Origin of the sequence: Enterococcus sp. DIV0703, from assembly GCF_051711065.1 — a bacterium.
Lineage (GTDB): Bacteria > Bacillota > Bacilli > Lactobacillales > Enterococcaceae > Enterococcus_B > Enterococcus_B hirae.
Genome location: NZ_JBIOLX010000001.1, coordinates 2,852,501 through 2,876,504 on the forward strand (window position 1 = coordinate 2,852,501; position 24,004 = coordinate 2,876,504).

Sequence of the window (24,004 nt, forward strand, 5' to 3'; positions counted from 1 at the left end):
TCACAGTCTGACTCCCGGATATGAATGAATGGCATTCGGAGTTTATCTGAATTCGGTAACCCGAGATGGGCCCCTAGTCCAAACAGTGCTCTACCTCCATCATTCTCAATTCCGAGGCTAGCCCTAAAGCTATTTCGGAGAGAACCAGCTATCTCCAAGTTCGTTTGGAATTTCTCCGCTACCCACACCTCATCCCCGCACTTTTCAACGTACGTGGGTTCGGTCCTCCAGTGCGTTTTACCGCACCTTCAACCTGGACATGGGTAGATCACATGGTTTCGGGTCTACGACTACATACTCAAACGCCCTATTCAGACTCGCTTTCGCTGCGGCTCCGTCTCTTCAACTTAACCTCGCATGCAATCGTAACTCGCCGGTTCATTCTACAAAAGGCACGCCATCACCCATTAACGGGCTTTGACTTGTTGTAGGCACACGGTTTCAGGTTCTATTTCACTCCCCTTCCGGGGTGCTTTTCACCTTTCCCTCACGGTACTGGTTCACTATCGGTCACTAGGGAGTATTTAGCCTTGGGAGATGGTCCTCCCGGATTCCGACGGAATTCCTCGTGTTCCGCCGTACTCAGGATCCTCCTAGGTGCCTTCCAAATTTCATCTACGGGGTTTTTACCCTCTTTGACTGACTTTTCCAAGTCATTCGATTATCTGAAAGAACTACCATATCGGAGTCCTACAACCCCAATGAGCAAGCTCATTGGTTTGGGCTTTTCCCGTTTCGCTCGCCGCTACTCAGGGAATCGAATTTTCTTTCTCTTCCTGCAGGTACTTAGATGTTTCAGTTCTCTGCGTCTACCTCGAATGCGCTATGTATTCACGCAAACGTAACATCCTATAAAAGATGCTGGGTTCCCCCATTCGGAAATCTCTGGATCATAGCTTACGTACAGCTCCCCAAAGCATATCGGTGTTAGTCCCGTCCTTCATCGGCTCCTAGTGCCAAGGCATCCACCGTGCGCCCTTATTCACTTAACCTTATCAACCTTGCGGTTGGGTTTTGATCTTTCTTCTAGCGATAGAAGTCCAATCAAGAAAATAAGCAATTGAACTTATTAAAAAACTCATTCAACGCGGTGTTCTCGGTTTGTATTACTAATTTACTTCAAATATCCAGTTTTCAATGAACAAAAATATCTCTTTGAGAGTAAACCTCTCAAAACTGAACAAAGTGAAAAACAAACAGTGTAGTCTCCGTAATATTCCTTAGAAAGGAGGTGATCCAGCCGCACCTTCCGATACGGCTACCTTGTTACGACTTCACCCCAATCATCTATCCCACCTTAGGCGGCTGGCTCCAAAAGGTTACCTCACCGACTTCGGGTGTTACAAACTCTCGTGGTGTGACGGGCGGTGTGTACAAGGCCCGGGAACGTATTCACCGCGGCGTGCTGATCCGCGATTACTAGCGATTCCGGCTTCATGTAGGCGAGTTGCAGCCTACAATCCGAACTGAGAGAAGCTTTAAGAGATTAGCTTAGCCTCGCGACTTTGCGACTCGTTGTACTTCCCATTGTAGCACGTGTGTAGCCCAGGTCATAAGGGGCATGATGATTTGACGTCATCCCCACCTTCCTCCGGTTTGTCACCGGCAGTCTTGCTAGAGTGCCCAACTAAATGATGGCAACTAACAATAAGGGTTGCGCTCGTTGCGGGACTTAACCCAACATCTCACGACACGAGCTGACGACAACCATGCACCACCTGTCACTTTGCCCCCGAAGGGGAAGCTCTATCTCTAGAGTGGTCAAAGGATGTCAAGACCTGGTAAGGTTCTTCGCGTTGCTTCGAATTAAACCACATGCTCCACCGCTTGTGCGGGCCCCCGTCAATTCCTTTGAGTTTCAACCTTGCGGTCGTACTCCCCAGGCGGAGTGCTTAATGCGTTAGCTGCAGCACTGAAGGGCGGAAACCCTCCAACACTTAGCACTCATCGTTTACGGCGTGGACTACCAGGGTATCTAATCCTGTTTGCTCCCCACGCTTTCGAGCCTCAGCGTCAGTTACAGACCAGAGAGCCGCCTTCGCCACTGGTGTTCCTCCATATATCTACGCATTTCACCGCTACACATGGAATTCCACTCTCCTCTTCTGCACTCAAGTCTCCCAGTTTCCAATGACCCTCCCCGGTTGAGCCGGGGGCTTTCACATCAGACTTAAGAAACCGCCTGCGCTCGCTTTACGCCCAATAAATCCGGACAACGCTTGCCACCTACGTATTACCGCGGCTGCTGGCACGTAGTTAGCCGTGGCTTTCTGGTTAGATACCGTCAAGGGATGAACAGTTACTCTCATCCTTGTTCTTCTCTAACAACAGAGTTTTACGATCCGAAAACCTTCTTCACTCACGCGGCGTTGCTCGGTCAGACTTTCGTCCATTGCCGAAGATTCCCTACTGCTGCCTCCCGTAGGAGTTTGGGCCGTGTCTCAGTCCCAATGTGGCCGATCACCCTCTCAGGTCGGCTATGCATCGTCGCCTTGGTGAGCCGTTACCTCACCAACTAGCTAATGCACCGCGGGTCCATCCATCAGCGACACCCGAAAGCGCCTTTCAAATCAAAACCATGCGGTTTCGATTGTTATACGGTATTAGCACCTGTTTCCAAGTGTTATCCCCTTCTGATGGGCAGGTTACCCACGTGTTACTCACCCGTTCGCCACTCCTCTTTTTCCGGTGGAGCAAGCTCCGGTGGAAAAAGAAGCGTTCGACTTGCATGTATTAGGCACGCCGCCAGCGTTCGTCCTGAGCCAGGATCAAACTCTCATAAAAAGTTCGAACAATCTTGCGATTGTTAAGCTCAATTGTTTGCTAGCATATTGCTTGCTTGTTAAAAATGTTTGTTGTCTTGAATCAATCAAGACGCCCTACACATTTGGTTTGTCTTTGCTTTGTTCAGTTTTCAAAGGTCTACTTGATTAAAAGCTAATCATTTGAGATTGCCGTAGCAACTTTTATATCATATCAGAGTGACGTTTATTTGTCAACTCTTTTTTAAAAGTTTTTTGACTTCGTTTTTCAGAAGTGTTTCAGCAACTCATTTATCATAACTCGTCGTTTGTTATTTGTCAACAACTTTTTTGAAGTTTTTTTCGATGAAATCAAGCTTCATAAGCTGTCGTTTTTTTACGACTCAGTTATCTTATCATGGTGTGATCCCTCTGTCAACAGTTTATTTCAACTATTTTCACTAGCGATCTTTGCTCTTTCGAACAAATAATAATATACCAACAGCAAAAATAAAAGTCAATAAGAAAAAAGCTGTTTTATCAACATTTTTAGCGTAATCGATCGTTCTAATCCTATAAGTGAGAAACGTTCGCTTTTAACATGTTTTTCATTAATGATAGCCTTCTCAGCATTGCGATTGTTCAGTTTTCTATTAATGAGCCACTTCACTTAGCTCTTACCTTCTAAAATTTTCCTTAACAAAGTGTTGCTTTTATCTATTTAGACATTTTTTTGCTAGAATGAATAGTAAATAGTATCATTCTAACTCTGGAGGAACAATCTATGAAAATATTAATTGCTGATGATGATAAAGAAATTGTTGAATTACTAAGTATTTATGTTCACAATGAAGGATACGAAGCTGTTAAGGCTTATGATGGGAAAGAAGCATTATCAAAGATTCGAACGATACCTGATATTGAGTTATTGATTTTGGATATTATGATGCCTGAAATGGATGGCATGCAGGTCGTTAAAGAATTACGAAAGGAATCGCAAATACCGATTATCATGTTGACAGCAAAAACAACCGATATGGATAAAATTAAAGGGCTTGTTGCTGGTGCTGATGATTATGTTACAAAACCATTTAATCCTTTAGAAGTTATGGCACGCGTAAAATCTTTGCTTCGTCGAACAAAAATGCAAATCACACCGGATCAACCGGATATATTAGAAGTAAACTCTTTGATTATTAACAAAGATTCCCATGAAGTAAAAACAATTGATGGGAAAGAGATTCAGCTTACAGCATTAGAATTTGGGATTCTATACTTATTAGCAAGTCATCCTAATCGTGTGTTCAGTGCAGATGAAATCTTTGAGCGTGTATGGAAACAAGAAAGTATTGTTTCCGCAAAAACTGTTATGGTCCATGTTAGTCATTTGAGAGATAAGATCGAAGAAGCAACTGGTGGAGAAAAAGTCATTCAAACCGTTTGGGGAGTGGGCTATAAAATTGATGCAAGATAAAAAAAGAGGAACAGAAAAACGGCGACGAATCAATCTAACTTCTAAGGAAATCAGTGAGTTATTAGCAGAAGGTATTATCACCGTGATTCTCCTTCTACTATTAAATGTTGCGATTTTGGTTGTCCTTACTTCAATAATTAGTAGTTCCCCTTCATTGACTAATGCGATTTGGGATTCAAAAAATATTTTTGCTCAACGATTGAATAGTGATTTATTTTGGAACGGCCGAAATTTTCTGATTCCCCTTTTCTTTCTTTTAGATATCGGCGTATTATACTGGCGGTTGATCCGTCGCTACCGACAAATGCAACTACGTCATATTATTAGCGAGCTTCACTATATCGCTAATGGTAATTATGACCATCGAATCCCTTTTGAATTAACAGGTGATCTTAGTCGTGTAGTAACAAGCATTAATGGTTTAGTCGATAGTACAGTAGCTGCGATCGAAGATGAACGGAAAATTGAAAAATCAAAAGATGAATTGATTACTAATGTGAGTCACGATATCCGTACCCCTTTAACCTCTATTATTGGTTACTTAGGATTAATCGAAGATGGCCAGTATCAAACAAAAGAGGATCTTTTGAAGTATACCCATACAGCTTATATCAAAGCAAAACAAATGAAATTACTAGTGGATGATCTTTTTGAGTATACTAAAGTCAGACAACCAGCTGTTCCGGTCAATTTTTCGGCTTTTGATCTGATCCAGCTAATTGAACAACTAGCTGCTGATTTTGAATTAGAAGCATCAAAAAAGCATATCCAAATCCTTGTATCATCACAGGTTCCATCATTAACTATGGATGGAGACACCGAAAAACTAGTTCGTGTCTTTAATAATTTACTGACGAATGCTTTAAAATACGGCAAAGGCGCTACAAAAATTGTCATTGAAGTCGAAAAAGTTGGCTCAGAAGTCGTTGCGACAGTAAAAAACAATGGAGCTATGATTCCTCGAGAATCAATTGATAATCTTTTTGACCGCTTTTACCGAGTAGAAGAGTCTCGTTCACAAGAAACCGGTGGGACAGGTTTAGGTTTAGCCATTGCTCAAAGTATCGTTGCTTTACATGGTGGTTATATTTATGCTAAATCTGATAAACACTGGACTTCATTCATCATGCATCTTCCAATAAAAAGAAATGAAAAATTACCAATCAAAAGTCAGGAACATATTGACGAAAATTAAAATATCCGATATTCTTATTACAATCATTTCTATATATCATATCTATATAGCACAGAACCCAGTACATTTTATTTTTTTCAAGAGAGCTGATGGATGGTGTAAATCAGCAAAAAATAAGTTGGAAGTTCCAGTTCTTTGATGTGTACCTTTCGAAATAAGAAAGGTCGGCAAAACAGCCGTTATCTGTTAACAAGAGCAGCATATTTATATGTTGAACTCGGGTGGTACCGCGAATGTTAGACCGATTCGTCCCAAGATAATTGAGGGATGGATTGGTCTTTTTTTATTATATTTAAGGAGGAATTGCAATGTTAGATGTAAAAATGATGCGTCAAAATTTTGATTATGTTCAAGAAAAATTAATGACTCGTGGGGTCAAAAAAGAAACCTTAGCTGAATTTATGGAATTAGATGAAAGTCGTCGAAAATTACTTGTTAAAACGGAAGAATTAAAAAAATATCGTAATGATGTTTCAGCAGAAATTGCACAATTAAAACGGAACAAAGAAGATGCAACAGCTAAAATCAATGAAATGAAAGAAGTTGGGGGCAACATTAAAGCCCTTGATGAAGAAGTAGCGCAAGTAGATGAAAAGTTACATCAAATTGCGACTACCTTACCAAATTTACCAGATGATTCTGTACCTGTTGGAAAAGACGAAGAGGACAACGTGGAAGTTCGTCGTTGGAACACGCCTCGTAATTTTTCATTTGAACCGAAACCACATTGGGAAATCGCTGAAAACTTAGGTATCTTAGACTTTGAAAGAGGGGCAAAAGTTTCTGGAAGTCGTTTTGTTTACTATAAAGGATTAGGTGCTCGCTTAGAACGTGCCGTTTATAACTTTATGCTAGATCAACACATCTATGAACATGACTATACAGAAATGATTACTCCTTATATCGTAAATAGTCGGGCTATGTTCGGAACTGGGCAATTTCCTAAGTTTAAAGAAGATGTTTTCCAATTAGAAGATACAGATTTGACATTGATCCCAACAGCGGAAGTTCCATTAACAAACTATTACAACGATGAGATCTTAGATGGGCAAGATTTACCGATTTATTTCACTGCTCTTAGTCCCGCATTTCGTTCGGAAGCAGGGAGTGCCGGCCGTGATACTCGAGGATTGATTCGTTTACACCAATTTAATAAAGTAGAAATGGTCAAATTCTCTGATGCAGAACATTCTTATGATGAGCTAGAAAAAATGACAGCCGATGCTGAAGATATTCTACAAAAATTACATTTACCTTACCGTGTAGTAGCATTATCTACTGGAGATATGGGCTTCTCTGCTGCCAAAACATATGACTTAGAAGTATGGATCCCTGCACAAGAAACATATCGTGAAATCAGCTCATGTTCAAACTGTGAAGATTTCCAAGCACGACGCGCAATGATCCGTTACCGTGATGCAGACGGAAAAATCCACTATGCTCATACACTGAATGGTTCAGGACTTGCAGTCGGCCGGACTGTCGCAGCGATCCTTGAAAACTACCAAAATGAAGATGGATCAGTGACTGTTCCAGAAGTATTAGTTCCTTACATGGGAAATTTAAAAGTGATAAAGTAGACCACCTTGTCTTATTTATATAAAGAGGTCATGAAATAAGCGGTCAGCTCCTCGCTTATTGTTGAGGAGTTGCTTCTTGAACGCCGTTTATTCGTTTTTAGAGATACTAGAAGAGCCTGAGACAAGTTTTGTCCCAGGCTCACTAATCTTAATATGTTTATTTTCTTTTTAAAAAGGACTATTGCCCCACTCTCTTCTTGTTCAGAAGTTCTGTAATTTACCGGCTTTTTTATAATTTTCTTATAATTATAGAGGTATTATGCCCACCAAAGCCAAAACCATTTGAAAGAATAATATTTGCTTGATGATGAATTTTATTATTGGGAATATAATTCAAATCACAATCTTCATCGGGTTCTGTCAGGTTAATAGTTGGTGGTAAAATATTATACTCCATCGCTTTCAAGCTAATCACTGCTTCAATGCCTCCTGCTGCACCTAATAGATGTCCTGTTGAGGACTTTGTAGAGCTAATCAATAATTGTTCAGCATGCTTTCCAAAAACCTTTTTGATTGCTCGACTTTCACTAATATCTCCAACTTTAGTACCTGTTGCATGCGCATTTATATAATCAATTTCATTTGCACTAATTTTCCCCATTTCAAGTGCTTTTTGGATGGCACGACTGGCTCCTTCTGAATGAGGTGTAGTCATATGATAAGCATCTGAAGTCATCCCGTATCCGATAATTTCACCTAAAATTTTCGCTCCGCGTGATCTTGCATGTTCGAATTCTTCTAAAAAAACGATCCCAGCTCCTTCTGACATAACAAAGCCATCCCTATTTTTGTCAAAAGGTTTCGAAGCTAAATTCGGTTGCTCATTCCTCGTAGATAAAGCTTGCATTTGGTTGTACCCAGCAAAAGCAATAGGTACAATCGAAGCTTCTGCTCCACCTGCAAGTATTGCTTCACTTAGCCCATATTTAATTCTAAGAAATGCTTCTCCTATCGCTTGATTTCCCGAAGCACAAGCTGAAATAGGACACAAAGTCACATCTTTAAATCCAGTCTTAATTGATACGAAACCTCCCGCTATATTGCCTATTGACTTAGGAACTACTAAAGGAGAAACACGATTACTTCCTTTCTTTTCCATAATGTTTTGATTTTCAATTAAAGAGTGAATACCACCTATTCCTGTACCAATCATAACGCCACATTTTTCCAAATCAAAATCCTTATGATCAAAACTCGCTTCAGATAGCGCTTGCATAGAACTGATTACTGAAAAATGAGTGAAACGATCTGTTCTCTTGATCTCTTTTTGATTAAGATACTGGTCAATCGCATAATCAGAAATAACTCCACCAATCCTTGTTTCTAAATTACTAAATTCCTCTGCTTCTATCTTTTTTATCCCAGAAATACCATTACTCACATTTGTCCATAACTCTTCTGCATTTTTTCCAGAAGAAGAGATAGTTCCCCTTCCAGTTATAACTACTCTTTTTATCATCTTATAAACTCCTTACTATCATAAAATAACAAAATATAAATATAACTCAGATATATTCTAACATATTAAAAAATCTTAACTATATAGTAATTTAACTAAAAAAAACAAAAATTTGTTATTAAAACATAATTTTTTTAATAAATTTATCGTAAAAAATGCTTATTAGCTCCTTAACCGCTCAACTTCACAGTGGTTTAAATTTATACAACAGCAGCTTAGTGGTCACTCTTATTTGGATATTGAGCAAAAACAACATAGTCAGACGAAAAAAAGTCATCAATCTTAAAATTTAGAAAAACAAATTTTAAGATTGACGACTTTTTTACTTTAAAAACAATGCTCTAAGTATTCTACTTATTTCGAATATTCACTTGACTCCTAAAGCGGAATATGTTGAGTCTTTTTCCCTTAATTGATTAAGATTCTACTGAATAGTTAGGTGCTTCTTTTGTGATTTGGACATCATGTGGATGGGATTCTTTCAACCCATTGCCACTCATTTGGATGAATTGTGCTTCGTCACGCAATTGTTTCAAGTTGCCTGCCCCAACATAACCCATACCAGATTTTAATCCACCGATCATTTGGAAGATAATATCCGCAACGCTTCCTTTGTAGGCCACACGTCCTTCGATTCCTTCAGGTACTAATTTATTCGCTTCATTGACGCTACCTTGGAAATAACGATCTTTTGAACCTTTTTCCATTGCGCCCAATGAACCCATACCACGATAAGTTTTAAAACGTCGTCCTTGGAAAATCTCAAATTCACCTGGAGATTCATCTGTACCGGCCAACATACTACCTAACATGACGGCATGTCCTCCAGCAGCTAATGCTTTGACGATATCACCTGAATATTTGATTCCGCCATCAGCAATAATTGCTTTGCCATATTGTCGTGCGACAGAAGCAGCATCATAAATCGCTGTTAATTGTGGTACACCTACACCGGCAACCACACGTGTTGTACAAATTGATCCTGGTCCGATACCGACTTTTACGACATCCACACCAGCATCATATAATGCTTTTGTTGCTTCCGCTGTCGCTACGTTACCGGCAATCAAAGTAGCATCTTTAAAGGTAGAACGAATTTCTTGGATTTTACGAATCACTCCAGCACTATGACCATGTGCTGTATCAATAACGATCGCATCTGCTCCTGCTTCCAACAAGGCACCTGCACGCTCAAATGTATCACTTGTAACACCGACAGCAGCAGCTACAAGTAGACGTCCATGTTCATCTTTGGCAGCGTTTGGAAATTCAATCACTTTTTCAATATCTTTGATTGTGATCAATCCACTTAAACAACCATCGTTGTCAACGATAGGTAATTTTTCAATTTTATGTTTTTGCAATATTTTTTCTGCGTCTTTTAGAGAAGTACCGACTGGGGCTGTTACTAAGTTTTCTTTGGTCATCACATCATTGATTTCCATATGATAATCAGTTACAAAGCGCATGTCACGGTTCGTAATAATACCAACAAGTTTTCTGTTTTCTAAAGTCTCAACGATCGGTACACCGCTAATTCGATATTTGCTCATCAATTCTTCTGCATCTGCTACAAGATGTTGCGGTGTTAAGAAAAATGGATCAATGATCACACCACTTTCAGAACGTTTGACTTTGCGCACTTCGTCTGCTTGTTGACTAATTGTCATATTTTTATGAATAACACCTAATCCACCTTGTCTAGCCATCGCAATAGCCATCTTACTATCAGTTACAGTGTCCATACTTGCACTGATGATCGGGATATTCAACTTAATATTTTTTGCTAATTGTACACTCATATCCACTTCGTTTGGTAACACGTGACTTTCTGCTGGTATCAGTAAGACATCATCGAAAGTAAACCCTTTTTTCGTGAACTTTGTTTCCCAGTTGGACATTTTTAGTACCACTCCTCTAGTTTTTAGTTTATCTATTAAAATAATCGATTTTTTCTATTAAGTCAACCGTCTTCCCATAATCCACACTGTTTCTAAGAATATCCTTATTATAAGCGTTTCCATCACAAGTCATATATGGTTAATAACGAGAAACTCTTTTAAGAGAAGCTACTGATTAAATTTACCAAGTTTCTCAAATTTTTGTTCTTTCTGTTTTAACCATTTCTCCATAAAAAATAAGAGACCACTATTCAAAACAAACAACTGTTTCAAATAATGATCCCTCATCATTGATATACATCGAATCGTACTTTAACGAATTATCTTCTAGGTACAGATAAACTTCCAACGATTCCATATTTTTTCTTCATGTAATAACGCAAAGCTAGTGCAGCAGCCCCAATAATGATGATAACTACTGGATCTAACAACGGATTCAGTACTGGAGGAAGAAGTGTGGTAGCGGAAAAGGCAACCACCCAGACCAATGTAGTTCCAGTTAAGATCAACAATGTTTTACCCATACCTGGCTTTTTACTACGATCTGCTCCCGGATACTCATATTGATAAATGTATTTATACATCAGGTAAAATACCCAACCACCAACAGCTGATCCGAAGACCAAAGTTGTGATTCCATAAGCTGGCGTTGTTCCACGTGAAAACAATCCGGTAATAGCAATCATGATACTCAACAAACCTAATAACAGGAATGTATTGTCTAGCCACATCAATAGTGGTTTAGAATTTACCTTTGCTTCAACTGGTTTGTTGATAATTGCTTCAGTTCTTTCAGAGACAGTTCCAAATAATTGTCTGGCTGTTTTTCCACCTTTTTGTTCAGACACTAAGGTTGGAAGGATGTCATGAAGTGCTTTTACCTTTTCCTCTTCGGATAGATTAGCTGCTTCTAAAGATTTTTTTAAGTCAAAAATATATTGTTGGTTTCTTTTAGTTAATTTTTCTTCTAATTGATTGTTTTCTTTTACAATTTCACGTAATTGTTCTGATTCCATGATCTAAATAGTCCTCCTTAGCCGCTACTTTAACGGTTGTCACAAAAGACATTCTAACATACTATACGTATCGTTTGATAGCCCTTTTATACATTAAAACGGAATAACATAACGTCGCCATCTTGGACTACATAGTCTTTACCTTCTAGACGAACACGGCCAGCTTCTTTGGCAGCATGCATATTTCCATAATGATCTAGATCTTCAAAAGAAACAGTTTCCGCACGGATAAATCCACGCTCAAAGTCTGAATGGATAATCCCAGCTGCTTGAGGTGCTTTGATGCCTTTTTTAAATGTCCAAGCCCGAACTTCTTGTTCTCCTGCTGTAAAGTACGTAGCTAATCCTAGCAAATCATAAGCTGCACGAATTAATTGATCTAATCCAGACTCTTCAATTCCTAAAGCTTCTAAGAATTCTGCTTTATCTTCTTCGTCTAGTTCAGCAATTTCTTCCTCTGCACGTGCGCTGACTACGATAACTTCTGCATTTTCTTCGGCAGCAAAATTACGTACAGCTTGAACGTAGTGATTCGTATCGCTATCTGCTACTTCATCTTCTGCAACGTTTGCTACATATAAGATTGGTTTGGTAGTCAATAAAAACAATGATTTAACGATTTTTTGTTCTTCGTCCGTAAATTCGATAGAGCGAGCTGAACGTCCTTCTTCCAGGACTGGCTTGATTTTATCTAAAACAGCTAATTCAGCAACTGCATCTTTGTCTTTCGTTTTTGCGATTTTTGCTACTCGAGTATAGCGTTTAGTGATCGATTCCAGATCTGCCAATACTAATTCTAGATTGATCGTATCAATATCCGCTAATGGGTCAACTCGTCCTTCCACATGTGTGATGTTGTCATCATCGAAACAACGGACCACATGACAAATCGCATCAACTTGGCGGATATGACTTAGAAATTGATTTCCCAAGCCTTCCCCTTTACTTGCACCTTTAACGATTCCTGCAATATCCGTAAATTCAAATGTTGTTGGCACGGTTTTTTTAGGATGAACAAGTTCAGTTAAGCGTTGTAAACGCCAATCGGGAACTTCTACCATTCCTACATTCGGATCAATGGTTGCAAAAGGATAGTTCGCTGCTTCTGCTCCAGCTTTGGTGATTGCGTTAAATAAAGTTGATTTACCGACATTGGGTAATCCAACAATTCCAGCAGTTAATGCCATAGATTTATTCACTCTTTCTCTGCATTTTTTTCAAGTACTTTTTTTAATTTTTTCTCAAATTCTCGACGAGTCATCATAACGATGTGCCCGCAATTGACGCATTTGATTTTGATGTCCGCTCCCATGCGGATGATTTCCCAACGGTTGGTCTGACAAGCATGAGGTTTTTTCATTTCAACAATATCATGTAAGTCGTACATAAAAGTCCCCTCCTTTAGTCATTTCTCTTAAGAACGGTTCCCACGTCTTTTTTGATATTCATATAGTGATCGTAAAAATTAAGGTTGATTGGTCTGAATTGAACGCTTCTTTCCTATTACTTATTCTTCATCGAATTGAATATTAAGGATATCAAGGATTCTTGTCAAATCATTTTGCGAAAGGTACTCAATTTCAATCTTTCCTTTACCGTCTTTTTCTTGGATAGCAACACTTGTACCAAACTTATCCATCAAGCGGTCTTCACTTTCACGTATATAATAAGGCTTTTCTTTTGCTAGTCGAGGGATTTTCTTTTTTTCTTTCCCATCGTTTTGATTTAATTGCGAAACAATTTGTTCCAACTGACGAACCGTTAGATTTTCCATAACTGCTCGATTCGCTAATTTTAGAATCAAACTTTTGTTTTTTAGACCTAATAAGGTACGAGCTTGTCCCATCGATAATCGTTGATCTTGGACCATTTCCTTCACTAAATCAGGTAACGTTAACAGACGGAGATAGTTTGCGATATATGGACGACTTTTACCTAAGCGTTTCGCCACTTCTGCTTGCGTAAGTTTAAGATTTTTCATCAGCATATCATAGGCTTCAGCTTCTTCTAATGGGTTCAAGTCTTCACGTTGCAAGTTTTCCAAAACAGCGACTTGCATCATTGCTTCTTCATCAAAGTCACGAACAATTGCGGGGATGGTCGCTTTTTCTGCTAACTTAGAAGCTCGGAAACGACGTTCACCAGCAATGATTTCATATCCTTTTACTGCCGAACGACGGACGATAATCGGTTGAAACACGCCTGATTGCTCAATGGAGTTTGCCAATTCTTGAAGCGAGACTTCTTCAAATGTTTTACGTGGTTGATAAGGGTTAGGGCGTAATTCGTTTAGTGGTAATTGTACAACTGTTTCATCTTCAACATCCACAGTTTCTAAATTCTCTAAATCTTGAAATAACGCATCGATCCCTCGTCCTAATCCTTTACTTTTCTTCACGGTTAACCACTTCCTTTGCCAATGCTTGGTAAACTTCAGCTCCTCTAGAACGTGGATCATAATCAATGATCGGCATTCCATGACTCGGTGCTTCTGAAAGACGAATATTTCTTGGAATAATCGTTTCATAGACCTTCTCACGGAAATACTTTCGGACTTCTTCCACGACTTCATTTCCTAAGTTCGTACGTGCATCATACATTGTAAGTAAGACGCCTTCAATCTCCAATTCTGGATTGAAATGCTTTTGAACTAAACGAACTGTATTGAGTAATTGACTCAATCCTTCTAATGCATAATATTCACATTGCACTGGGATCAGAATAGAATCGCTAGCTGTAAATGAATTAATAGTCAAATGACCTAATGAAGGTGGGCAATCAATCAGAATATAATCATATTGATCGTTCACTTCGGCTAAAGAACCTTTCAAGCGAGACTCTCTGGCCATCATTGAAGTTAATTCGATTTCTGCTCCTGCTAATTGAAGAGTGGCAGGCACAATACTCAAATTTTCATGTTCGGTAACAAGAGTTGCTTCGGCAATCGGTAGCTCATTGACTAAGACATCATAAATATCTTGAGTAACATCTGGTTTTCGAATACCGACACCACTTGTGGCATTGCCTTGTGCATCCATATCCACTAACAAGACTCTTTTACCAAGACTAGCTAAGCAAGCACCTAAGTTAACAGTGGTCGTCGTTTTACCTACGCCACCTTTTTGGTTTGCAACAGATATTATTTGTGCCATCTCTTCTCCTCCTACTTGATTGGTTGCTTATTTGGCATACCAGGTTTTCTTGGGTATTTTTTCGGGGTGACTTTCTTCTTTTGGATTACCAAAATATGTCGCTTGTCAGATATTTTCGGTAATTCTATCGCATCTTCTTTGATAAACTTTCCCCCTAAGATTGCGATCGCATGCTTGGCTTCTATTAGTTCTTCTTCGCTTTTTGCAGCTTTCAGCGCATAAAAGTATCCTTCTTGTTTCACTAGAGGCAAACATAGTTCTGCTAAAACATTCAATCTTGCTACAGCGCGAGCAGTCACTAAGTCAAATGAAGCTCGGAATTGAGGATTTTGACCAAATGTCTCGGCACGATCGTGATGAAGTGCCGCTGTGATACCAAGTTCTTTTGTTAATTCCGTTAAGAAGTTGATTCGTTTATTCAGTGAATCAACGATCGTGATCTGTAAGTTAGGAAACGCAATTTTCAGTGGGATACTCGGAAAACCTGCGCCTGAACCTACGTCGCAAAGTGAAAGAGGCTGAGAAAAGTCCACCTCAAAAGCTAACGTTAATGAATCATAGAAATGCTTCAAATAAACGTCATTTTTTTCCGTGATGGCTGTTAAATTCATTTTTTCGTTCCACTCAACTAACCACTGATAGTAACGTTCAAATTGACTCATTTGTTGATCAGATAAATGGATGTCTTTATCTGCCAATGCTTGACGAAATTCTTCTGGTGTCATAATTAATCCTTTCATTGTGAAACAGCAATTGTTTCACGAAATCTCTTTTTACTTTAACGCAAAATGAATCGAGTTGCAATCTTTCTACCGGTAAATTTATAGGAGGTTTTAAAAAATTAAAAAGGAAGCACTAGGAAGTACACATCCTTCTATATGTAAGTAATTAAAAAAAATAAATGCCTTAACTAGGTTATCTCTAATTTTTAACGCTAGTTGATTTTTTATTCAAATTTAAACAAAAAATGAACACATATCAAATGTATGGGTTAAAAAAATCAGCTCGTCTTTGATCCTCACTTCAAAAACGAACTGGCTTTTTTTTGTATATACTTTTATTTATTATTTTGTCTCTAATTTTCTCCGCACAACATTGAGATAGTGCTGTAACCCAACAGTCATGACCCATGCAGCACCTAAACCAATAAAACTTCCGATCACGATTCCCAAAAAGCGATATTCGATCAAGGATATCAAGTAGGCCCCACGAATTAGTGTCGATAACATCAGTGCCATCGGATTAAGAAAAATGTTGGCAACCGCATAATTTCTAGCAACCAAAAATTGTGAGATACCGTAAAGAAAAGTGATCAGAAAAATCGTTTGTAACTGAGTAAATGGTACAAAGGATAAAACAGCCGACACACATAAGCCCCCCATGGAACCAATCAAATATTGTACTTGCCGATGTTTCATTGCATCCAAATTCTCAGCTAAAAGAATAGAAGCACAAGAAAGAGTTAACCAGTAAGGATTGTGCAACTGCAATCCGTGACTAATATAGACGGAAAGAAATAAAGCAACACTGTAGAAAACAGAATCAATAATCACTAACGGTTCTTCTTGGAATCTCTCTTTTAAAGAGATTTGTTCAATGACTTGTTCTGGACGTGAATCAAGTAACTTGGTGATAACTGCAGCGATCAATGAAAACATGACCCCCATGAAAAAATAAAGAGAAACCATTGGCAAATGATCAATCGGTAACTGCATACTTGTTCCCATCGCCGAAAGCATCGCAAAAAATAAGCCACCTGGTTTTGAAATATGGAACAACCGCAAAATAAACCGGCTGGCAAAAGCCACTACAGCTACAGCAAAAGGTTCCAACCATAAAACATAGGTTGATAACATTCCTAATACAAAGGCAAATAAAAGTCCACAGCCAATGAAAAACATGCGCTTAATTAAATGTTTCATGGGTATATTTTGATAATAGAAAAAAGTAAAGATCCCTAATGAAGAAAAACTTGAAATCAAGAAATTCTGGTTTATGTATCCTAACCATAGTACGATAAAAATCAATAGCATAAGGTTCATGATACGAAATGGGTTATCTTGAATCTTATTAAAACGAAAATAAGTTTTGAACAACCAATCGCTCCTTTCTTCTATCTTTATTTAAATGCTGAAGCTACAATGTTTCGCTCTCGTTTCTATCAACATCATTTAGTATAACAACAATTTCTTTATTTTTCATAAAAAATTAAGTGGGGGTTGAGACAAAAGTGTTTAACATCGAGAAATAAGAAAGAATTTTCAGAAATTGACAGAAAACACAAACACTAGTTTTTGCTGTTGATTGTTACCTACTTGATACTTCTCAAATTTTTGGCTCAGTCTATAAATAGGAGGAGACTCGAGACTTACGAGGTAATTTCCCATCAATTCTAGCTCAACCTACCCGAATTGTGCCCTGAAAAAAGGAGATTTACGCCATCAAAAAATGGACAAAAAGCAAAATACCTCCTGTCCATTGATGGTGCTAAGATTTCTCTTTACTAGTATCGTTGCTAAAAAGACGAAAAAAAACTATCTTCTAGAGATTCTAACAGGAGTATCTAGCTCTGAGAAATAAGCCGGAGAATCCAAAAATAGTTCCTCCTATTTTTTGAAATCTTCGGCTAATTTTCCAATGGAGCTACTTATGGAAAACCGTAAATCAGAGGTTTTCCACTTTCGCAATCTTCCCTTGTTCGATGTAGACCCAAATTGATCTATCAATAATTATCAAACTGAGTCATATAGAGACAAAAATTTCAAAAATGACCTGTTAAATGGTCATCGAATATCATTTAAAATCAATACGACGGAGTCAGACACGGAGTCAAAACAAGCCCGCTGAGAATTTAAAAACATACAGTACCACTACATGGCTGTATGTTTTTTTATTTCAGATTATCTGAAATGATTACATGTACTTTTTTTTTCCATTTTTTTCTACTAGTTAGTAGCAAATACTCTCCTATTTTCTCAATAAACTATTTTTGACTATATGGTATCTGAAACAGCTAAAACCTTGTCATTACAGCAAAAAAACACTTTATCTCCGTTTCATTTCAGATACATTTCACTTAAGCGGATTCTATAAACCGAAAAAAAGAACCTCCAGATAGCTTTTACTACCTGAAGGTATTTCCTAAGACACGGTCAGTTAGTTATTAACGGGGTAGGGTAATTAACTCTAATACAAGACATGCTTAGTAATCAATCACCTGTTCAAATACTTCATCATAACTAGTTAAGATGTTTCTATAAACTAAGACGTTCTTTAAATATCTTTTCTACTTTTTTATCTTCAAAATATACTCTACAACCATCGATTCCTCTTGAAAGAAGAACGTAATATATATTCAAAATATACTCAGTTAATTCGGACAAAGAAAATTCTTTTTTTAGAGGTGTTCCTCCAATGTCCTTATAATTTTCAGGAACCGCAACTATTTTTCCGTTTTTAACCGTAATGTCATTACCTATTATTACTCCAGAGTAATTAAGGTCATAACCTTGAATTGCATGTATAGATCCAATTTCTCTCTCAGAATTAGGTTTTTTAACCCAATCTTCATAAGTAGAGTTCCATCTTCTCTTAATACCATCAATCTCCCAATCATAAGGTAGTTCTTCTAACGTCTTTCCTTTGTTGGCTTTTTTGCTTATACTGGATATCCATTCTTTACAGTATCCTGCTATTACCCTATTAGTTGTTTCAGGATATGCATGAGAATGATCATCTACATAGTCAATCACTTCCTTGAAACTGTTCACAATTCCAAAGTAATCATTCTTAAATACCTCTTGGTTAAAATCTCTTTCTTCGCTTAACTGAAGACCATACAAAATTCCTTTTAGATAGTCCTCTCCAGAAAAGCAACCGTTCCCCCCAATCCTAAACTGTTGTGACATGGAGAGTTTCTGATAATTACTGGTTAATCTCCGAACCTCTGAAGGGCTAATGTTTTGTGGTTTAATCCCTTGATAAGGATCATATAATAAAACTAAACCTTCAGTAATTTCCTCAAGAAGCGTAATCTCTTCATCATCCTTGTTAAGATGCCTTCTCGCATTGGGATGACCTTTTTTATAAAATTTTTTTAACTTATGTGCTTCATCAACTATGATAATATCGAAATTTTCATGCTTTTTCTTAGCATCTGTTATCAATTGTGAACCAGTTTTTACAGTCAATCTACTATTCAAATTGATTGATTTGAAGATTAAATTAAATTGTCTGATTAAATTGCCTGTAGTGACTACACCTATTTTCAAATCAGGATACTTATCTGCTAAAGAAAAAGCTAGATTTGTAAATAAAACGGACTTACCCGAACCTGCAGGAGCTTCGACTAAAAATTTTGTAAATAAATTTTTTTCTACATCTCCAATAATCTCTTTTTGTTTAAGAGATAACTGTTTGAAAGGAGAATATTTAAATAACAGGCTCTCTCTTAGTTCATTAAGATTTCGATTATTAACTAATCCTAAATCAGATAACTCATGTGTCCACAATTCATAAAATACACTGGTCAAAATTTCTTCCTTATTCTCATAAGTTATTTTTGTTTGTCCATTATTTCCATTCGCAAAAACAAACTTAGTTTTATCTGCTTCTGCAATCATGTAATTAAGTAATAGAGATTCTAAATCTAAGATAGCTGATTTGTGAAATAATTTTGAATAGATCACTAAGCAATCAGTAAATAGTCGATAATTGATTTTGGGATTTTTTTCAGCTAAATGTTCTTTATGTCTATTTTTGAAGCTACTAGTTTCACCAATGTATATTATTTTATTTCTTAAATTGAAATATATATACGTAACTGGATTATTAATTAAAATATCATTTTCTATTTTTGTTAAATCATTTAATATTGTTCCTTCACATAATTTCAACTTCACTGTTCTATAATACGACATATCCATCTCCGCCAACTTCATGTTATAAATTTCTTTTTTGTTCAATAAATTTGAACTTAGTATAACACAAAACTTTTAATTGGCTTATATTTTTTGAAGAGAACTCTCACCTGAACATGTCGTCCTAACCAATTTAAGATAAAAGAATGATAACTTTAAAAAATAGCAAATATAAAATATTGATAAAAATTAACTTACCAATACTTTTATATTTGCTATTTTACTCACAGACAACTAATTTATTTAGTTGTTATTTTATTTAAAATAATTACCTAAGAATCTGTAATTTTCATCTATAGATATTTTTTCTTCGATGGCTGTTTCCATGAATTTTTATCATATGATTCTCCTTTTCTTAATATTGACTTTAGACATGTATTAGGAAAAATACAACCTTATTTGTAACTATACATATCGAAACACTTATGATTTGGAAATGTTACTTTTAAATGTTTTTCTGACTTTTATCATCTCATATACATATAAATATTTCCATTAGGTATTACAATAAAAAACAAACTAAACAGTAATTTAAAATTTATTTTTAGATAATGTACGTATCTTAATTATCACTATCTGAAATAACAGAAACGTGTTTATATCAATGCTTATACAAGTATATCTTGTTTCATTTCAGATACGATTTATATAAGCGGATACCATAAACCGAAAAAAAGAACCTCCAGATAGCTTTTACTACCTGAAGGTATTTCCTAAGACACGGTCAGTTATTAACGGGGTAGGACAATTAACTCTAATACAAGACATGCTTAATAATCCAATCACCTGTTCCAATATTTAAGTATAATTAGTTACCATTCTCCATAGTTTCTAATTGCTTAATAATATCATTGGAAATTTGTTGCCATTGCTCATTTGAAATGTTCTGAGCACTGGCATTTTTTAAAGCAGTTTGAGCCAGTCTTGCAATTTCTGGACTATTCCATGATCTTTGAGCAAAAAAAGCCACTAAATCATTTCTTGTGGAATTTTGGAGTGAACTTTTCAGTGATAGAATCTCAAGTGCTTTGGTAGGCTTCCAACTTCCACTGTACAAAATATTACCGTTTAAATCTGTAATCTGCGCTGTACCATCATTATTATCAAATAAAGTAGCATTATAGGTGCCATTACTATCTGATATTGTTACAGAACTCCTAGTAAAGTGTTCCGACATATGAGCGGGTTCTCCAGTTTCTTTAATAGTGCCATTAAAATCATCAAAAAGATAAAGATGGTTATGCAACTCTATGCTATCATTTGAATTCTTTGCTGACGCTGTACTACTTTCTGGAATACGTTTGACAGAATCATTATTCACCAAAGCATTAGAATCGCTTGTAGAACTTACCTCAGATTCCTGTATCTCCATGTCATCTAACTTTCTTTTGTACTGATCATTGGCTATTGTAAGGTTCTCCCGTTGATCATCAAGCTTCTGTATTTCTATACTGGTATAAATCAATGCTCCAGTCAACGCTACGTTAGCCAACAAACTAACTGTAAGTAGTACCTTTTTCATTCTTTTTTCTCTACTTTCTTTAATGTTATACAAGAGGAAAAACTGACGTAATCTCCTAAAATATTCTTTATTACTGTTTTAAATAAAAAGATTATATAGCGACTATTATAGCATTTACTCCCAGTTTATATGTATTTCATTTAAGGAGATTCCAAAAATACTAGTTAGCTTGTACTTTCTAAGAATTCCATATAAAATTCAGACGATTAAAATGTGGGAGTAGTTTGACATTCCCATATCAGTATACAGTATTTCAACATATACATGAGCTTTATTTAGATAATATTCAAAATACAATAGTACAACAAATGACAAATCACTTCACAGGTATTCAACTACGGTATATTGATTGGCGTGATCAAGACCAATCCCATGGAACGTACCATTACACCTAAGTCTAGCCACAGTTCTACTGAAATCGAAGCGGAGTTTTACACGAAAGAAGAGCTTCGACAATTCTTTGATTGCTTGCAAGAGCTGAAAGATGATCGTGCTCTAGCATTTTTTAGACTAGCTGCTTATACAGGAGCTAGGAAGGGGGAAATACTGGGGCTGACGTGGAAAGACATTGACTTTGATAAAAAGACTGTGCAGTTCAATAAAACGCTAGTAGAGCTATCTGATGGCTTTCTATGTATAAATCCTACAAAGACAGAGTCATCCAAGAGAACAATCACAATAGACAACGGGACTTTGACCATACTTAAGAAGTGGAAACGTACCGTCATAAAAAAGAATCTTTCAAGAGGTATCAGAATCGATAATATGGATGATGTACCTGTTATCAGCACTATTAAAGCAAATAAAAAAAGGGACTTCCTGTATAAGGGCTACCCTAATCATGTAATGAGTAAAGTAGCTAGGAAGTTCCCTGATATGAAAATAATCAAAGTCCATGGCTTTAGAAAGACCCATGCCACATTGCTTTTTGAAGCAGGGGCTCAAGTAAAGGACGTGCAAGATAGATTAGGGCATTCTTCATCTAAGACAACCATGGACATCTATATCCAAGTATCGAAAAATCGACAAGAAGAAACAGTTGAATTGTTCGACTCCTACATGAATGCGTGATATACGGAGTCAAAAACGGAGTCAGTCGATACGATAAGGACTTATTTATTCTCACGAATCCTTTCGTATCACTGCATTACACTTCGACTTTCGCAATCTTCCCTTGTTCGATGTAGACCATCAAAATACTTAGATCAGCGGGGTTTACACCACTGATACGGCTAGCTTGAGCGATGGTTTCTGGTTGGATTTTTTGTAGTTTTTGTTTTGCTTCTGTAGCCAATCCATTAATTGCTGCGTAGTCGATATTTTCTGGTATTTTTTTGGCTTCCATTCGTTTTAATTTTTCTACTTTTTCAAGTGCTTTTTTAATGTATCCTTCGTACTTGATCTGAATTTCAACTTGTTCAATTTCTTTCGCTGTCAATGCTTCATTTTCCGGAATAAACAACATTAAATCGCTGTAGCTAATTTCAGGTCGCTTCAAAAAGTCACTCGCTAAAACCCCGTCTTTTAATGGCGCAGCATTGATAGTTGCCAAAAATGCTTGGACTTCTTCTGTCGGTTTGATCCGGACAGTCATCAAACGTTTAATTTCTGCTTCAACAGCAGCTTTCTTTTTCAGATAAGCTTGGTATTGGTCTTCTTTGACTAAACCTACTTGGTGTCCCATCTCCGTCAAACGTAGATCTGCATTGTCATGACGCAATAATAAACGATATTCAGCACGTGAAGTGAGCAAGCGATAAGGTTCATTGGTTCCTTTAGTCACTAGGTCATCAATCATAACACCAATATAACCGTCACTGCGTTTGATGATCAAAGGCTCTTTTCCTTGGACTTTGAGCGCTGCATTGATTCCAGCAATCAGCCCTTGGCCCGCTGCTTCTTCATAACCACTAGTCCCATTCGTTTGACCTGCAGTATAAAGGTTTTCGATGACTTTCGTTTCGAGCGTTGGACGTAATTGATGGGGTTCGACAACATCATATTCGATCGCATATCCCGTACGCATCATTTCAACTTTTTCCAGTCCTGCGATAGAGTGTAGCATATCCACTTGGACATCTTCTGGTAATGAAGTCGATAATCCTTGAACGTATACTTCTTCCGTATGCAAGCCTTCTGGTTCTAAAAACAATTGATGTCTTGGTTTATCTGCAAAACGTACGATCTTATCTTCAATCGATGGACAATAGCGAGCGCCCACACCTTCAACGATTCCAGTAAACATCGGTGCACGATGCAAGTTATCACGTATGATTTTATGAGTCGTTTCACCGGTATAAGTCAACCAGCAAGATTCTTGTTCTAAGTTGTACGCACTATCTGGCGTGCTAAAACTAAAATGATTTGGTTCTTTATCGCCAGGTTGCTCTTCAGTCACTGAATAATCAATCGTACTTGATTTAACCCGAGGAGGTGTTCCTGTTTTGAAACGATCAATCGCAAAACCTAATTCTTTTAGATTATTAGCTAATCCAACAGAAGGCTGTGAATTATTTGGTCCAGATGAATACTTCAATTCTCCAATGATGATCTCGCCTCGTAAAGCTGTACCAGCAGTAATAACAACAGCTTTTGCTTGGTAGCAAGCACCAGTTGACGTCACCACACCTCGACAAACGCCCTCTTCGACGATTAATTCTTCGACGATTCCTTGACGCAACGTCAAATTAGGTTCTTTTTCTATCGTATGCTTCATTTCTGCGGAATAAGCATGCTTGTCTGCTTGCGCTCTTAAAGCACGCACAGCAGGCCCTTTTCCTGTGTTTAACATTCTCATTTGAATGTACGTTTTATCGATATTTTTACCCATTTCGCCACCAAGAGCATCGATTTCTCTCACTACGACACCTTTTGCTGGTCCTCCGACTGAAGGGTTACATGGCATGAACGCTACCATGTCTAGGTTGATAGTTAGTAATAACGTTTTGGAGCCCATTCTGGCTGCAGCCAACGCTGCTTCTGAACCAGCATGTCCTGCCCCTACAACGATGACGTCATAAGTATCTGCTTGATAATGATTCAAGT

At 37.4% G+C, this 24,004-nt stretch carries 15 protein-coding genes, 2 rRNA genes, 1 pseudogene and 1 other annotated feature (1 of these 19 only partly in view); of the genes and pseudogenes, 4 read left to right on the top strand and 14 right to left on the bottom strand.

What is annotated here, in order from left to right:
* Positions 1-992, bottom strand: a 23S ribosomal RNA gene (locus IGK81_RS13060); it reaches 1,922 nt to the left of the window's first position.
* 232 nt (positions 993-1,224) lie between these two features.
* Positions 1,225-2,784, bottom strand: a 16S ribosomal RNA gene (locus IGK81_RS13065).
* Together the 16S and 23S rRNA genes form the textbook arrangement of a ribosomal RNA operon.
* A 741-nt stretch (positions 2,785-3,525) precedes the next feature.
* Between IGK81_RS13065 and IGK81_RS13070 the strand changes: the two genes are divergently transcribed.
* The 3 genes from IGK81_RS13070 to serS all read left to right on the top strand — a co-directional run bounded on the left by IGK81_RS13070 (position 3,526) and on the right by serS (position 6,990).
* Positions 3,526-4,215 carry a response regulator transcription factor gene (locus IGK81_RS13070; RefSeq protein ID WP_010736768.1) on the top strand — a complete coding sequence of 230 codons (690 nt, stop codon included), beginning with the start codon at positions 3,526-3,528 and terminating at the stop codon, positions 4,213-4,215.
* Positions 4,202-5,410: a sensor histidine kinase gene (locus IGK81_RS13075; RefSeq protein ID WP_025480278.1), complete on the top strand. Its 1,209-nt coding sequence runs from the start codon at positions 4,202-4,204 to the stop codon at positions 5,408-5,410. The genes IGK81_RS13070 and IGK81_RS13075 overlap by 14 nt, the downstream gene beginning before the upstream one ends.
* A gap of 44 nt (positions 5,411-5,454) precedes the next feature.
* Positions 5,455-5,667 (top strand) — a binding site (T-box leader).
* A 51-nt stretch (positions 5,668-5,718) separates the two neighbouring features.
* On the top strand, positions 5,719-6,990 hold the full coding sequence (gene serS / locus IGK81_RS13080; protein ID WP_010736769.1) for a serine--tRNA ligase: 1,272 nt from the start codon (positions 5,719-5,721) through the stop codon (positions 6,988-6,990).
* Between the two features lie 229 nt (positions 6,991-7,219).
* Here serS and fabF read toward each other — a convergent pair whose 3' ends face one another.
* The 11 genes from fabF to IGK81_RS13135 all read right to left on the bottom strand — a co-directional run bounded on the left by fabF (position 7,220) and on the right by IGK81_RS13135 (position 20,959).
* Positions 7,220-8,449 carry a beta-ketoacyl-ACP synthase II gene (gene fabF, locus IGK81_RS13085; protein ID WP_094940640.1) on the bottom strand — a complete coding sequence of 410 codons (1,230 nt, stop codon included), beginning with the start codon at positions 8,447-8,449 and terminating at the stop codon, positions 7,220-7,222.
* 416 nt (positions 8,450-8,865) lie between these two features.
* The gene (gene guaB, locus IGK81_RS13090; RefSeq protein WP_010720519.1) at positions 8,866-10,350 is read right to left on the bottom strand and encodes an IMP dehydrogenase; all 1,485 of its coding nucleotides are present in this window, start codon (positions 10,348-10,350) and stop codon (positions 8,866-8,868) included.
* 320 nt (positions 10,351-10,670) lie between these two features.
* Positions 10,671-11,366, bottom strand: a complete 696-nt coding sequence (locus IGK81_RS13095; RefSeq protein ID WP_010720518.1) for a DUF1129 domain-containing protein — start codon at positions 11,364-11,366, stop codon at positions 10,671-10,673.
* A gap of 86 nt (positions 11,367-11,452) precedes the next feature.
* The gene (gene ychF, locus IGK81_RS13100) at positions 11,453-12,553 is read right to left on the bottom strand and encodes a redox-regulated ATPase YchF (protein WP_010720517.1); all 1,101 of its coding nucleotides are present in this window, start codon (positions 12,551-12,553) and stop codon (positions 11,453-11,455) included.
* 8 nt (positions 12,554-12,561) lie between these two features.
* Positions 12,562-12,753: a DUF951 domain-containing protein gene (locus tag IGK81_RS13105; RefSeq protein ID WP_010720516.1), complete on the bottom strand. Its 192-nt coding sequence runs from the start codon at positions 12,751-12,753 to the stop codon at positions 12,562-12,564.
* Positions 12,754-12,873: 120 nt separating this feature from the next.
* A complete protein-coding gene (locus IGK81_RS13110) occupies positions 12,874-13,764 on the bottom strand; it encodes a ParB/RepB/Spo0J family partition protein (protein WP_010720515.1) in 891 nt (296 codons plus the stop codon).
* Positions 13,751-14,518 (bottom strand): ParA family protein, encoded by a 768-nt coding sequence (locus tag IGK81_RS13115; RefSeq protein ID WP_010736770.1) that lies wholly within the window; start codon positions 14,516-14,518, stop codon positions 13,751-13,753. The genes IGK81_RS13110 and IGK81_RS13115 overlap by 14 nt, the downstream gene beginning before the upstream one ends.
* A gap of 11 nt (positions 14,519-14,529) precedes the next feature.
* Entirely contained in the window at positions 14,530-15,243 is a 714-nt protein-coding gene (rsmG, locus tag IGK81_RS13120; RefSeq protein ID WP_010720513.1) for a 16S rRNA (guanine(527)-N(7))-methyltransferase RsmG, read from the bottom strand.
* A 339-nt stretch (positions 15,244-15,582) separates the two neighbouring features.
* Positions 15,583-16,614, bottom strand: a complete 1,032-nt coding sequence (locus IGK81_RS13125; RefSeq protein ID WP_034697652.1) for an FUSC family protein — start codon at positions 16,612-16,614, stop codon at positions 15,583-15,585.
* Positions 16,615-17,772: 1,158 nt separating this feature from the next.
* Positions 17,773-19,443: a DNA/RNA helicase domain-containing protein gene (locus IGK81_RS13130; RefSeq protein WP_229109194.1), complete on the bottom strand. Its 1,671-nt coding sequence runs from the start codon at positions 19,441-19,443 to the stop codon at positions 17,773-17,775.
* Positions 19,444-20,245: 802 nt separating this feature from the next.
* The gene (locus IGK81_RS13135) at positions 20,246-20,959 is read right to left on the bottom strand and encodes a hypothetical protein (protein WP_115233182.1); all 714 of its coding nucleotides are present in this window, start codon (positions 20,957-20,959) and stop codon (positions 20,246-20,248) included.
* 318 nt (positions 20,960-21,277) lie between these two features.
* Between IGK81_RS13135 and IGK81_RS13140 the strand changes: the two are divergent.
* Positions 21,278-22,030 (top strand): annotated as a pseudogene (locus tag IGK81_RS13140) (site-specific integrase); the annotation flags it as partial.
* 76 nt (positions 22,031-22,106) lie between these two features.
* Here the strand turns inward: IGK81_RS13140 and mnmG are convergent.
* A complete protein-coding gene (gene mnmG, locus IGK81_RS13145; RefSeq protein ID WP_034697655.1) occupies positions 22,107-24,002 on the bottom strand; it encodes a tRNA uridine-5-carboxymethylaminomethyl(34) synthesis enzyme MnmG in 1,896 nt (631 codons plus the stop codon).
* Between the last annotated feature and the right edge of the window lie 2 nt (positions 24,003-24,004).